The 13615-nt window shown below is 66.7% G+C and carries 11 protein-coding genes; 4 read left to right on the top strand and 7 right to left on the bottom strand.

From position 1 onward, the window contains the following. Window positions 1-107 precede the first annotated feature (107 nt). Genes pgl through tkt form a run of 5 tightly spaced genes read right to left on the bottom strand, consistent with a single transcriptional unit; the run spans window position 108 to window position 6643 of the window. Entirely contained in the window at window positions 108-863 is a 756-nt protein-coding gene (gene pgl / locus ACLMAL_RS24525; RefSeq protein ID WP_412001227.1) for a 6-phosphogluconolactonase, read from the bottom strand. Beyond that, window positions 856-1764, bottom strand: coding sequence for a glucose-6-phosphate dehydrogenase assembly protein OpcA (gene opcA, locus ACLMAL_RS24520; protein ID WP_328402969.1), 909 nt, complete (start codon window positions 1762-1764; stop codon window positions 856-858). Before opcA ends, pgl begins: the two co-directional genes overlap by 8 nt. Then, window positions 1761-3335 carry a glucose-6-phosphate dehydrogenase gene (gene zwf / locus ACLMAL_RS24515; protein ID WP_412001226.1) on the bottom strand — a complete coding sequence of 525 codons (1575 nt, stop codon included), beginning with the start codon at window positions 3333-3335 and terminating at the stop codon, window positions 1761-1763. Before zwf ends, opcA begins: the two co-directional genes overlap by 4 nt. Before the next feature lie 5 nt (window positions 3336-3340). Next, on the bottom strand, window positions 3341-4495 hold the full coding sequence (gene tal, locus ACLMAL_RS24510) for a transaldolase (protein WP_412001225.1): 1155 nt from the start codon (window positions 4493-4495) through the stop codon (window positions 3341-3343). Window positions 4496-4501: 6 nt separating this feature from the next. Beyond that, window positions 4502-6643 carry a transketolase gene (tkt, locus tag ACLMAL_RS24505; protein ID WP_412001224.1) on the bottom strand — a complete coding sequence of 714 codons (2142 nt, stop codon included), beginning with the start codon at window positions 6641-6643 and terminating at the stop codon, window positions 4502-4504. A 383-nt stretch (window positions 6644-7026) separates the two neighbouring features. Between tkt and ACLMAL_RS24500 the strand changes: the two genes are divergently transcribed. Continuing rightward, window positions 7027-8016 (top strand): heme o synthase, encoded by a 990-nt coding sequence (locus ACLMAL_RS24500; RefSeq protein WP_412001223.1) that lies wholly within the window; start codon window positions 7027-7029, stop codon window positions 8014-8016. 40 nt (window positions 8017-8056) lie between these two features. Here the strand turns inward: ACLMAL_RS24500 and ACLMAL_RS24495 are convergent, their stop codons facing one another. Next, entirely contained in the window at window positions 8057-9529 is a 1473-nt protein-coding gene (locus ACLMAL_RS24495; RefSeq protein WP_412001222.1) for an FAD-dependent monooxygenase, read from the bottom strand. A gap of 85 nt (window positions 9530-9614) precedes the next feature. Here ACLMAL_RS24495 and ACLMAL_RS24490 point away from each other — a divergent pair, with 85 nt between their 5' ends. Next, the gene (locus tag ACLMAL_RS24490) at window positions 9615-10217 is read left to right on the top strand and encodes a TetR/AcrR family transcriptional regulator (RefSeq protein WP_412001221.1); all 603 of its coding nucleotides are present in this window, start codon (window positions 9615-9617) and stop codon (window positions 10215-10217) included. 325 nt (window positions 10218-10542) lie between these two features. After that, window positions 10543-11703 carry a serine hydrolase domain-containing protein gene (locus ACLMAL_RS24485; RefSeq protein ID WP_412001220.1) on the top strand — a complete coding sequence of 387 codons (1161 nt, stop codon included), beginning with the start codon at window positions 10543-10545 and terminating at the stop codon, window positions 11701-11703. Between the two features lie 66 nt (window positions 11704-11769). On the opposite strand, the gene ACLMAL_RS24480 is transcribed toward ACLMAL_RS24485, so the two are convergent. Next, window positions 11770-12735: a quinone oxidoreductase family protein gene (locus ACLMAL_RS24480; protein WP_412001219.1), complete on the bottom strand. Its 966-nt coding sequence runs from the start codon at window positions 12733-12735 to the stop codon at window positions 11770-11772. A gap of 61 nt (window positions 12736-12796) precedes the next feature. On the opposite strand from ACLMAL_RS24480, the gene ACLMAL_RS24475 reads away from it, so the two are divergent. Next, window positions 12797-13147 carry a hypothetical protein gene (locus tag ACLMAL_RS24475; RefSeq protein ID WP_328402949.1) on the top strand — a complete coding sequence of 117 codons (351 nt, stop codon included), beginning with the start codon at window positions 12797-12799 and terminating at the stop codon, window positions 13145-13147. Window positions 13148-13615: the final 468 nt, after the last annotated feature.

Below are 13615 nucleotides of genomic sequence, written 5' to 3'. Positions count from 1 at the left end.
GACTCGGGGCCGCTCAGTCGACCATTCGCCGGTATTTTTCCGGGAACGAACCGAAAACTATGGAGAAGTTCGTGGGCAACTCTTATGCGGCGGTTCGGGCATGCGGACTATTGCAACCCCGCTGCCGCATCCGCGTCGAGCAGCCAGGTGGTCGATTCGAGGCCCTTGGCGCCGGCGGAGGGAATATCCACCGGATCGGCGGCCGCTAACGCGGCTGCGACCGCTTCTGCCTTGGCCGCGCCGCCGACGACCAGCACCACGTGCCGAGTGTGGCGGACCGCAGGCAGCGTGAGGGTGACCCGGACCGGCGGCGGTTTCGGCGAATTCGTCACGGCGACAACGAGTTCGTGCTGTTCACGGACCGCGTCGGTGTCGGGGAAGAGGGAGTTGATGTGGCCCTCGCCGCCCATACCGAGCAGGTGCAGATCGAACGCGCCGTGTTCGGCCAGATGGGCGTGCACCGCGGCGGAATACTCGGCGGCGGCCTCGACGGGGTCGGGGTATTCGCCGTCGGAGGTCGCAACCGGGTGGACCCGGGCCGGATCGACCGGCACGTGGTCGAGCAGGGCCCGGCGGGCCTGCAGGTCGTTGCGTTCCTGGTCGCCTGCGGGGACGAAGCGTTCGTCGCCCCAGAACACATCGAGTTTCGACCAGTCGATGGCACCGGGCGACTTGCGCACCAGTTCCAGCAGCGCGATGCCGGTACCGCCGCCGGTCAGCACAACCGACGCCGAACCACGCGCGGCCTGGGCGGCCGTCACGACGTCGACGAACGTGGTCGCCGCCGCGGTCACCAACGTCTCGGTGTCGGGATGGACTTCGACGGTGTCGGTAGGAGATTCGGCCGAGATACGCTCACTCATAGGTCACCTTCTCGATTCCGGCGAGCGCCTCGGCATAGATCTCGTCGGCATCGAGCCGACGCAGTTCCTCCGCGAGACAATCGCGAGTTTCCCTGCGGGCCAAAGCGATTCGCTGCACCGGGTCTCCGGTGCGGATGAGCGTCGCGGTGCGGCCGGTCTGCGGCCGTGCGATGGCGATCGACTCCGACGGCCGATGCACCTCCACCCGCAGCTCACCCGTGCGGCGACGCACCGGGCAGCCCAAACGTGCGGCCAGCCAGCCGGCGAGCATGTCCAGCGCGGGCTCTTCGCGCAGCCCGGACACTGTCACCGATTCGACCGGTTCGTAGGGCGGTTCGTCCATGGTGGCCGCGAGCAGCGCCCGCCAGTAGGTGATCCGGCTCCACGCCAGATCGGTATCGCCGGTGGCGTAGGAATCGCGCCGCTTCTTGATCGTCTCCTGCGGGTCGGGTGCGAAGGTCGCATCGGTGATGCGACGGGTCGCCAAGCGCCCCACCGAATCCTTGGAGGGGAACTCCGGTGCGCCGCGCGGCCACCAGGCGACCACAGGGGTATCCGGGAGCAGGAACGGGATGACGACGCTGCTCTCATGATTGATCAGCTCGCCTTGCAGCCGCAGCACGATCACCTCGGCCGCGCCCGCGTCACCGCCCACGCGGATCTGGGCGTCGAGGCGGGTCTCGGCTTCGCGATCGCCACGGGCCAAGACGACCACCCGGCACGGGTGTTCGCGGCTGGCGTCGTTGGCGGCGTCGATGGCGTCTTCGGCTTCCGAGCTGTCCAGCGTGCACACGACCAGGGTCAGTACTCGGCCCATGGTGATCACGCCGTTGCTTTCCCGCAGGCTCACCAGGCGTTTGGTGACTTCGGATGTCGTGGTCTCCGGCATGTCGACGATCATGGCCGCCGCCATTCGCGCCCGGTGCGGGCGAGCATCTCGTCGGCCGACGACGGACCCCAGGTGCCTGCCTCGTACGGTTCCGGTTTACCGTCGGTGGCCCAGTGCTCGAGCACCGGATCCAGAATGCGCCAGGACAATTCGACCTCCGCGTTCACCGGGAACAAGGACGGCACCCCGAGCAGCACGTCGAGGATCAGACGTTCGTAGGCTTCGGGGGAGGACTCGGTGAACGCCTCGCCGTAGCTGAAATCCATATTGACGTCGCGCACTTCCATCCCCGACCCCGGCACCTTCGAACCGAATCGGGTGGTGATGCCCTCGTCCGGCTGTACCCGGATGACCAGGGCGTTCTGGCCGAGCTCCTCGGTCATCGTCTGGTCGAACGGCAGGTGCGGCGCCCGCTTGAACACCACCGCGATCTCGGTGACCCTGCGGCCCAAGCGTTTTCCGGTGCGCAGATAGAACGGCACGCCCGCCCAGCGCCGGGTGTCGACCTCCAGGGTGATCGCGGCGTAGGTCTCGGTGCGCGATTGCGGGTCGAATCCCTCCTCGTCGAGCAGACCGACGACCTGCTCGCCGCCCTGCCAGCCCGCGGCGTACTGCCCGCGTGCCGTGGTCTCGTCGAGCGGCTCGACCAGCTTCGTAGCCGAGAGCACCTTGATCTTCTCGGTCTGCAACTGGTCGGGCTGGAAGCTGATCGGCTCCTCCATCGCGGTCAGCGCGAGTAGTTGGAGCAGATGGTTCTGGATCACGTCGCGCGCGGCGCCGATGCCGTCGTAATAGCCTGCGCGGCCACCCAATCCGATGTCCTCGGCCATGGTGATCTGGACATGGTCGACGTAGTTCGCATTCCAGATCGGATCGTAGAGCTGGTTGGCGAAGCGCAGTGCCAGGATGTTCTGCACTGTCTCCTTGCCGAGGTAGTGGTCGATCCGGAACACCGTCTCTTCCGGGAAGACTCCGTTCACCAGTGCGTTGAGCTCCTGAGCGCTCTCCAGATCGTGCCCGAAGGGCTTTTCGATCACCACACGACGCCATGGCTTGCGGCCGTTGGCGTCGATGGTGGACGGCTTGGCAAGCCCGTGTTCGGAGAGCTGATCCAGCACGACCGGGAACATGTTCGGCGGAATCGAGAGGTAGAAGGCGTGATTGCCGCCGGTGCCACGATCCTTGTCCAGCTTCGCAAGGGTGTCGGCGAGCGTGGCGAAGGCCGTGTCGTCGTCGAAGGTGCCCCGCACGAACCGGATTCCCTCGGCCAGGTGGTCCCAGACCTCCTGGCGGAAGGGCGTGCGCGCGTGTGCTTTCACCGCGTCGAGGACGACTTGGGCGAAATCCTCGTCCGCATAGTCCCGCCGCGCAAAGCCGACCAGCGCGAAACCCGGGGGCAGCAGCCCCCGGTTCGCGAGGTCGTAGATGGCCGGCATCAGTTTCTTACGGGACAGGTCACCGGTGACACCGAAGATGACCATGCTGCACGGTCCCGCGATGCGGGGGACTCGCTTGTCCCGTTCGTCGCGAAGCGGGTTCTTCCAGACGGCCGCTGCCGTTTTTCCTGCCGCTGTGCCGGCCATCCCGATCAGTTGCTTCCGGTGCCGGCCGTATCGGGCACAGCGGCGTTCAACTCCTCGGTGGTGGCGGAAAGCAGCTCCGCCCAAGACTTTTCGAACTTGTCGACGCCTTCGCGCTCCAGTACCGCGAACACGTCGTCGAGGTCGATGCCGACCGCGACGAGCATGTCGAAGACCTCCTTGGCGGCCGCGGCGGTCCCGCTGAGGGTGTTGCCGCGGATGTCGCCGTGGTCGGCGACCGCTTCGAGGGTCTTCTCCGGCAGCGTGTTCACCGTGTTCGGTCCCACCAGCTCGGTGACATACATGGTGTCGGAGTACTCCGGGTTCTTCACACCGGTCGAGGCCCACAGCGGACGTTGCCGATTCGCGCCTGCCGATGCGGCCAGGTGCGTGTAGGTCGAGGTGTGCGCGCCGCCGTCGAACACGTCCTGGTATTCGGCATAGGCGAGGCGGGCGTTGGCGATGCCTGCTTTGCCGCGCAGCTCCAGTGCCTCCGGAGTGCCGATCGCTTCGAGGCGCTTGTCGATCTCGGTGTCCACCCGGGACACGAAGAACGACGCGACCGAATGGATCTTGGCCGGGTCGTGGCCCGCGAACTTGGCCTTGCCCAGGCCGTCGAGATAGGCGCCCATCACCGCGCGGTAGCGCTGGACGGAAAAGATCAGCGTCACGTTCACGCTGATGCCTTCGGCGATCACCGCGGAGATGGCGGGCAGGCCCGCTTCGGTAGCCGGGATCTTGATGAACAGGTTCGGCCGGTCGACGATCTTCCACAGCTCGACGGCCTGGGCCGTCGTTTTCTCCGCGTCGAACGCCAGCCGGGGATCGACCTCGATGGAGACCCGTCCGTCGACACCGCCGGATGCCGCAAACACCTCCGCGAACACGTCGCAGGCGGCGCGAACATCGTCGGTGGTGATGGTACGGATCGCGGCGTCGGCGTCCGCGCCTTGGGCGGCAAGCTCTTTGAGCTGGCCGTCGTAGGAGTGGCCCTGGCTGAGCGCACCCTGGAAGATCGTCGGGTTGGTGGTGACGCCGACGACATTGCGGGTGGCGATCAGTTCGGCAAGGTTGCCGGACTGGATCCGGTCCCTGGACAGATCGTCGAGCCACACCGAGACACCGGCCGCAGAAAGAGCTGCAGTGTTTTCGTTCTGTGCCATGAGCGCTTATCCCTTCACGTTCTCGAGCGTGCGCTGCGCGGCGGCAACGACATTGTCGGTGGTGAAGCCGAACTCGCGGAACAGGGTCTTGTGATCGGCCGAGGCGCCGAAGTGCTCGATCGACACGATCTCACCCGCGTCACCGGTGAACCGGTACCACGGCATCGCGATACCGGCCTCGACGGCAACCCGAGCGGTGACCGCGGGCGGGAGCACCTCATCCCGGTAGGCCTTGTCCTGCGCGTCGAACCACTCCACACACGGCATGGAGACCACGCGGGTTCCGATGCCCTGCGCCTCCAGCGTAGTGCGGGCCTCCACGGCGAGCTGCAGCTCCGAACCGGTGGCGATCAGGATCACCTGCGGGGTTCCGGTGGACGCCTCGGCGAGAATGTAGCCGCCCTTGCGGACGCCCTCGTAGCTGGTGCCCTCTTGGATCGGCAGGTCCTGGCGGGTCAACGCCAGAGCGGACGGGCCGTCCTGGTGCGGCAGCTCGGACACCGAGAAGTGCGAGGTGTGCTCGTTGCTGTCGCGCTCGAGGATGGTGCGCCAGGCGTAGGTGGTCTCGTTGGCGTCGCCGGGGCGGACCACGTTCAGGCCGGGGATGGCGCGCAGTGCGGCGAGGTGCTCGATCGGCTGGTGCGTCGGGCCGTCCTCACCGAGACCGATGGAGTCGTGGGTCCACACGTAGGTGACGGGTATCCGCATCAGCGCGGCCAGCCGCACTGCGGGGCGCATGTAGTCGCTGAACACCAGGAAGGTGCCGCCGTACGGACGAGTCGGGCCGTGCAGCGCGATGCCGTTGAGGATCGAGCCCATCGCGTGCTCACGAACACCGAAGTGCAGCGTGCGACCGTACGGGTTGGCCTTCCACATCCCGGTGGAGATCGACTCGGGGCCGAAGCTCGGGGTGTCGGGCATGGTGGTGTTGTTGGACTCGGCGAGGTCGGCCGAGCCACCCCACAGTTCGGGCAGCACCGGGGCCAGCGCGGCGAGCACCTTGCCGGACGCCTTGCGGGTGGCCATGCCCTTCGGATCGGCCTCGTAGGTCGGCAGATTCGCGGCCCAGCCCGCCGGCAGCCTGCGCTCGGCGAGCCGGTCGAACAGCGCCTTGTTCTCGGGGTTGGCCTGCGCCCACGCGTCGAACTGCTGCTGCCAGGCCTGGTGGGCCTCCTTGCCGCGCGCGCCGACCGCACGGGTGTGCGCGATGACCTCGGCGGCGACCTCGAAGCTCTGCTCCGGGTCGAAGCCGAGAATCTTCTTGGTGGCGGCCACCTCGTCGGCGCCGAGTGCGGCACCGTGCGCGGCGCCGGTGTTCATCTTGGTGGGGGCCGGGTAGCCGATGATGGTGCGCAGCACGATGATGGACGGCCTGCCGGTCTCCGCTTTGGCTGCCGCGAGCGCGGCCTCGATCGCGACGACGTCCTCGCCGCCCTCGACGGTCTGGACGTGCCAGCCGTACGCCTCGTAGCGCAGGGCGACGTCCTCGGTGAATGCGATCGTGGTGTCGTCCTCGATGGAGATCTTGTTGTCGTCGTAGATCACCACGAGGTTGCCGAGCTGCTGGGTACCCGCGAGCGACGACGCTTCGGAGGTGACGCCTTCCTCGAAGTCACCGTCGGAGGCGATCACGTAGATGAAGTGGTCGAACGGGCTCGCGCCCGGCGCGGCATCCGGATCGAACAGGCCGCGCTCGCGGCGCGCGGCCATCGCCATGCCGACAGCGGAGGCCAGACCCTGGCCCAGCGGACCGGTGGTGATCTCGACACCGTCGGTGTGGCGGAATTCGGGGTGACCCGGGGTGAGCGAGCCCCACTTGCGCAGGTGCTTCAGATCGTCCAGTTCCAGACCGAAGCCGGCCAGGTAGAGCTGGATGTACTGGGTGACGCTGGAGTGCCCGCAGGACAGCACGAAACGGTCCCGGCCGACCCAGCTCGGATCGCTCGGGTCGAGGCGCATCGTGCGCTGGTAGAGGGTGTACGCCAACGGCGCCAGGCTCATCGCGGTGCCCGGGTGACCGTTTCCGGCGTTTTGCACCGCGTCCGCGGCGAGCACCCGTACTGTGTCGACGGCCTTGGTGTCCAGATCCGTCCAGTCGTCCGGGTAGTTCGGCTGAGTGAGGGCGCGGATGTCGTCTGTGACTGACACGACCGAGGTTCTCCTGACATTGGTTTCGTCGACTGTGGTGGTTACTGGCGGCGTTGACGCGCGGCAGCGGCGAATGCGCACGCACCGGTGTACCCCAACCACCCTAGATGTGCCCGGTGACCGGCTGGGCGGGAACCCGGCTTACCGGGTCCAGAGTCGGGCGTTCCGGTCGCGGCGGGCGCCGTTTCGCACCGTCGAACGCGTCGTTTCGCGGCCGGGTACCGACCGGTCGCGCCCGTCTTCGTGCGCGGCCGCGCGAGGGGGCGATGGGGAGAACACCACCGACGTGGGTCTACCATCCTCTGTAGTAGTGGCCGCGCCGTGCAGGTCGTGCGCTGCTAGTTCCATTGCCGGATGCGATGCACAGCGTGCGAGGAGAGACAGTGCGGATTGGGCAACAGCCGGGTGGCAATGGTGCGCACGGCTCCTCCGCGACGGCGCTGGCCGACCGGTTCACGGGTGATGGTCTGTTGTCGCGAACGGTGCGGAAACCGCTGGCCTACATTGCGCTCACCAAGCCGCGCGTCATCGAATTGCTGCTCGTCGCGACCATTCCGACGATGCTGCTCGCCGACCGGGGCGCTATCGATATCCGCCTCATCCTCGCGACGCTGTTCGGCGGCTGGATGGGCGCGGCGAGCGCGAACACGTTGAACTGTGTGGCCGACGCCGACATCGACAAGGTAATGAAGCGGACCGCCAAGCGACCGCTTGCCAGGGAGGCGGTGCCCACCTCGCACGCCTTCGTGTTCGGTGTGGTGCTCGGCTTCGGATCGTTCGCCTGGTTGTGGTGGCAGGCGAATCTGCTCAGCGGCGTGCTGGTCGTCGCGACCATCCTGTTCTACGTTTTCGTCTATACCCTCGGCCTCAAGCGCCGGACCTCGCAGAATGTGGTGTGGGGCGGCGCGGCGGGCTGCATGCCCGCCCTGGTCGGCTGGTCCGCGGTCACCGGCAGCATCGGCTGGCCCGCGATCGCCCTGTTCGGCGTCATCTTCTTCTGGACACCGCCGCACACCTGGGCGCTGGCCATGCGCTACAAGGAGGACTACCGCGCGGCCGGTGTGCCGATGCTGCCGGTGGTCGCGACCGAGCAGGTGGTGACCAAGCAGATCGTCATCTATACCTGGCTCACCGTGCTCACGACCCTTGCCCTCGCACCCGCGACCGGCGTGATCTACACCGCCGTCGCGCTGGTGGCCGGGGCGTGGTTCCTGCTCATGGCCCACCAGCTGTACTCCGGTGTTCGCCGGGGCGAGTCCGTGAAGCCGCTGCGGCTGTTCCTGCAGTCGAACAACTATTTGGCCGTGGTGTTCTGCGGTCTTGCGGTGGACTCGGTGCTCGGCTGGGACACCATCGGCAGCTTCTTCGGCTAGCGCCGATCCGCCGCGACACCTGTACACCGAGTCCACGGGTTCAGCTACGTCGACCGAGATAGCCATCGGGTCGGACCAGCACCGCGGTGCCCTCGCCGGCGTGGTATGCCGCGAACGCGTGACCTTCGACGTCCATGACGTAGCGCAGTGGCGTCGCACCGGAAGCATGCCCTGCATCCAGGGCAGCCCCTCCCGGGACCCCGTCGCTCGGACGTACCACCGTGTACGTGTGCACACCGGGCTCATTCGAATGCGCTGCGGTCTTTCCGAAACACAGCAGCGTCGAGTGCGGTCCGCGGAAAAGGTCGAACAGTCGGATCGGCAGTCCGGTCGCGTCCTTCAGCGGCGCGTCGGGCGCGCGATCACCCGCGACGAGCGGACCGTGATCGGCCGGATCACGGTAGCTGATATCCAGCTGCCGCGTTTCCTCGCCACGATGCATGGCGTCTTCGTCGCCGTCGACCAGCTTGTCGAGCAGTTCGCTGCTGATGCCGAGTACCCGTGCGGCCACCGTCCTGCGCTCGGATTCGTAGCTATCCAGTAGTGATTCGTTGCCGTGCACCGCCGCGGCGAGCTTCCATCCGAGGTTGTAAGCGTCCTGGATGCCGGTGTTCAAGCCCTGTCCGCCGGTCGGCGGATGCACGTGCGCGGCGTCCCCGGCCAGCAAGACCCGGCCCTCGCGGAAGCGCTGCGCCAGGCGGATATTCGGCCGCCACACGGTGGCCCAGGTGAGGTCGCTCAGGACGATGTCGGTGCGTCCGGAGTATCGGTCGACGAACCCTTGCAGGACCTCGAGGGTCGGTTCGACATCGGCGCCGAGTGGTGCGGCGCACTGGAAATGCCGTCCGCCGGGCAAGGGGGACATCGCGATTCCCTCCATCGGCCGCTCCGCGTCGGCGAACCAGTAGCCGTACTCGTGGTCGAGCACATCGGCGCGGACGTCGCCGAGCAGCATTCGAATCGAGTCATCGGTCGTGCCTTCGAAGGGGATGTTCAGCGTCTTGCGTACGGTGCTCCGGCCGCCATCGGCCCCGACAAGATAGGCGGCGCGAACGGTTTCGTCGGCGCCGTCGTGTGCGAGCGTGACGGTGACTCCCGAGTCGTCCTGATCGAACGACACCAGCGCGGTGCTCAGCTCGACGTGAACACCGAACTCCGCCAACCGATCCCGCAGGATGCCCTCGGTCCTGGATTGTCCGAGCACCCAGAGGTTCGGGTAGGGGATCGCGGGAGTCGGCTCGGTCGGTTCACTCATCCGCCGCTCGCCGACGAACTCGCCGCCGAAGTAGGCGCGCATGACCGGCGTCGGGGTGCCTGCGGCCAGCACCGCGTCCAGCACGCCGAGATCGTCGAACACCTCCAGGGTGCGCGGCTGGATGCCGTCCCCGCGGGAGCCGGCGAAGAACTCGCGCGCCTGCTCCACGATGCGCACCGGGACGTTGCGGCGGGCCAGTTCGAGGGCGAGCGTCAGGCCGGTCGGTCCGGCGCCTGCGATGAGTACCTGAGTCTGCACGATGTCTCCTGAACTGAATTACGATTCACTGAATGTCGATTCAGTATCGGAGTTGGTACCTTTCGCTGTCAAGGAGGTGATGTCGGTGTCGACAAGTCGCCGAGAGAAGTCCGCGGAAACCGAGCAGGCGCTGAAGGCCGCTGCGCTGCGGGTTTTCGCTGAACGCGGCTATCTGAACGCGAAGATCTCCGACATCACCACGGCGGCGGGTCGCGCAGCCGGGTCGTTCTACAACCACTTCGCGAGCAAGGAAGAACTCCTCCAGTCGCTGCTGAAGGACATGGCCGACGCCGGGGACGCGCAGGCAGAGGGACCGGACCACAATCCGGACTTCAGCGATCCGGACGGCGTGCGCTACCACGTCGCCGGGTACTGGAAATTCGCTCGCGAGCATGAGCCCGTGCTGCGCGCGATGAGTCAGGCGGCAATCGTCAGCGAGGACTTCGCACGGATGATCGGCCGGTTCGGCATCGAGCAGCGTGCGGACGTCGCCGACCACGTGGATGGGTTCGCCGACAAGGGTTTACGGCTGCCGAGCACGACCGATGCCAGTCTGGCGATGATGTTCCTGGTGACGCAGGCACTGCTGCAGGCGGTCGAGGACGGCACCGTCACGCTGACCGACGAGCAGGCTATCGAGGGGTTGACCAAGTTCATCTACCGCGGCCTCACCGGGCGCGACTACTGAGTGTGGTTGGGGTGCGTAGCAGAATCGGCCGCTGGACGGCCGGTGCGGTGAATGCTGTTCGTGGCCAACGCTGCGTTCCACTGGGCGGCGCTTTCGTCGCCGCTGCAATCGGCGTTCTATTTCTGGATCGACTCGAAACCTGGGTTGCGCGCGGCATAATTGCTGGAACGATTCTCGTGCAGCGTCGGTTCTGTGACTTCAGCTGATAGCAGCGGCGCGGCCGGGCGGTGACGGCCGGATGGCGCTCCGTGCAGCCGAAAAGTCGCTTGCCGCAACAGTAGCGGGATGGCAGGGTCGGCGCTACCGATGTCGTCGAGGGGGGTGCATGAGGATTCGCGCGGGGATCGTCGCGGTGGCGGCGATCGTGGCCTTGACCGGATCGGCGGGCACGAATGCCGTTGCCGAATCCGGCGGAGCAGATCGAGCCGCTCTGCAGCAGGCGATGAACGACTTCGTCGCGGCCGGAGCAACCGGGGTCCAACTCCGAGTGCGCGATCGGTCCGGTGAATGGACCGGTAGCGCTGGTGTTGCGGAAATCGGCCGCCCGGAAGGTGTTCCGGTGGATGGGCGATTCCGGGCGGGCAGCATTACCAAGACGTTCATCGCGACGGTGCTGTTGCAACTCGTCGATGAGGGAAAGCTCGGCCTCGACGACCCGGTTGCACGGTACCTGCCGCAATTCGGCTTGGACCACCGCATCACTGTGCGAATGATCTTGCAGCACACCAGCGGTCTGCGTAGTCACACCCGCGGCTCGGACCCGGCGGATGCCGCCGACCCGGTCCTGGTCGACGACGTATTCCGCACCTATCTCCCTGAAGAGATCGTGCGATTCGTTGCCGCCGAACCGCTGAAGTTCGGTCCTGGGACGGGTTGGTCGTATTCCAACACCAACTACGTGCTCGTGGGTCTGCTGATCGAGAAGCTCACCAGGACGCCCTACGCCTGGCAGGTCAATCTCCGCATCGTGTTGCCCCTCGGACTGTGGCGCACTGAGCTGCCAGGGCAGGGGATCGAGATTCTCGGGCCGCACGCGCATGGCTACGTGCGTTATTCCGGAGACGGTGAAAGCAAGCTCATCGACATCACCCGGCTCAACCCCTCCTTTACTGGTGCATCCGGCGAAATCATCTCCACGACAGAGGATCTCACGACATTTGTGATGGCCCTGGCGAGCGGACGGCTGTTGTCGCCTGCCCTGATGGGGGAGATGCGCGATATCCACCGGCTGGGTTCGACCCTGGGGTATGGACTCGGTCTGTTCGAGCGGGACTTCCCTTCGGACTGTGTCGGTCTAGGGCACGGCGGCCGCATGCCAGGCTATTCGTCCGAGATGCTCAGCAGCCCGGATGGTCGCGCCGGTGCGGTGATATCCGTAACCGAAGGCGCGTTGGCGCCGGAGAGCGAAGCGTTCCAGATAGCCATTATTCGGCTCGCGAGCCTGGCGCTCTGTGGTCTCGCCAGCCCGCCGCTCCGACCAGCGTAACCGGTGTGCGTGGAGACTCGTGACCGCCGGATGCTGAGGCGACGGCCCACGTAGTGCGCATTCGCCCTACGGCAGCAGCACGATAGAGCCGGTGGTTTTACGGCCTTCGAGATCGCGGTGCGCCTGCGCGGCCCCGGCAAGCGGGTAGGTCGCACCGATTCTGACATGCAGCGAGCCGTCGGCGATCGCGGACAGGATATCGTCTGCGCGCCACAGCAATTCGGCGCGATCACGGGTGTAGTGGACCAGCGTCGGGCGGGTGACGAACAATGAGCCCGCGGGATTGAGACGTTGCAGATCGAATGGCGGCACCGGCCCGCTGGCAGCGCCGAACAGCGCGAGCGTGCCGCGAATGCGCAATGAGGCCAGACTGGCTTCGAAGGTCGCAGCACCCACCCCGTCGTACGCGGCGGCGACACCGGCACCGCCGGTGAGCGCCCGCACCTGTTCGGCGAGATCGTCGCTGTAGCGCAGCACCTCCACCGCGCCTGCCTCCCTGGACAGCTTTTCCTTTGCATCCGACGACACCGTGGTGATGACTCGCACTCCACGGTTGGCGGCGAGCTGGGTGAGCATCAGGCCGACACCACCCGCACCCGCGTGTACCAGCACCGTCTCACCGGGTTCGGGCTTGTAGATCGATTCGATCAGGTAGTGCGCGGTCATCCCTTGCAGCAGGGCCGACGCGGCGACCGGCGGGGCCACCCCGTCGGGTACCGCGACCGCCACCGCGGCGTTCACCGCGACCCGCTGAGCGTAGCTACCCGGCGCCGCCGCCCAGGCGACCCGGTCGCCGACCGCGAATTCGGTCACATCAGCGCCGACCTGGGCCACGATCCCGGTGCCCTCGGCCCCCGGGATGTAAGGCACTGCCTGCGGGTATCGCCCGGTCCGGAGATAGGTGTCGATGAAGTTGATCCCGATGGCTTCGGTATCGACCAGCAGCTGATCCGGACCGATTTGCGGATCCGGAACCTCGACGAACTCCAGGACCTCGGGGCCGCCGTGCTCGGAAACCTGAATCGCGCGCATGAGATCCGTTCTACACCCATAGCCTCTGGACCCGAACGTACCGGTCAGTAAACTAACGTCCATGAGTGCTCCTGCCGCCCCGGCCCCAGTACAGCTGTCGGGCTCCCTAGTGGACTCCGTCAAGGGATTCGTCGCCGAGCACGGCGGCTCTGCAACGGCCGTTCTCCAGCCGATCGGCCGCCTCGGCGTCCGAGTCACCCTCGTCGGCTCCGACGGCATCCTCGGCGACCAGGTCGTCCCCGACCTCGACACCGCCAAGAACCTGATCGCCACCGTCGACGGCCTCACCGAAGCCGACGAATGGAACCGCGAACTCACCTCCATCGCGACGCCCCGCAAGGGTCACTGGGCGAAGATGGCAGGCTGGGTGGCTCGCCAGACCCGTTTCCCCAAGGCGCGCAACGAATCCTGAGGTTCGTCCCATCGGATACTCGGGCTTGGCGAATGGGTGCCACGTGAGCTCGGTGGTCTGAGCAGGCTAGTGGGTGTACTCGAGCTCGCTCGAGCCTTCTTCGACCGAGTCCCGAAGTTCACGCCAGGAGCGCGCGAGGTGATCCGGTACCTCGGCGACCATTAAGCCGACGACTCCTTCCCTGCCCGGAAGTGGGACTGAAGCGCGCACCCATTCGGCGAGTATCCGTACCGAAGCCAGTCCGAACGTAAGTGCGCGGCCCCTCATCGCGGCAATCGCGAGGACCAACCTGCTGAGATCACGGTCCAGTCGGTGTATGGAGCAATCCGGCAGATCCTCGCCGAGCACAGCACGGCAGACCTCGTCGGCGTCAGCTGTATCGCTCCGGGTGCCGACTCGCATCATCGCGCCGAACAGCAGCGTGCTTCATGGAAGCGGTAACGCCGCCGGCGTGAACCGGACGCGCCG

This window comes from Nocardia sp. CWNU-33, assembly GCF_046764895.1.
Classification (GTDB): Bacteria; Actinomycetota; Actinomycetes; order Mycobacteriales; family Mycobacteriaceae; genus Nocardia.
The sequence above is the reverse complement of the archived record's forward strand: the minus strand, read 5'-3'. Positions and strand labels throughout refer to the sequence as shown.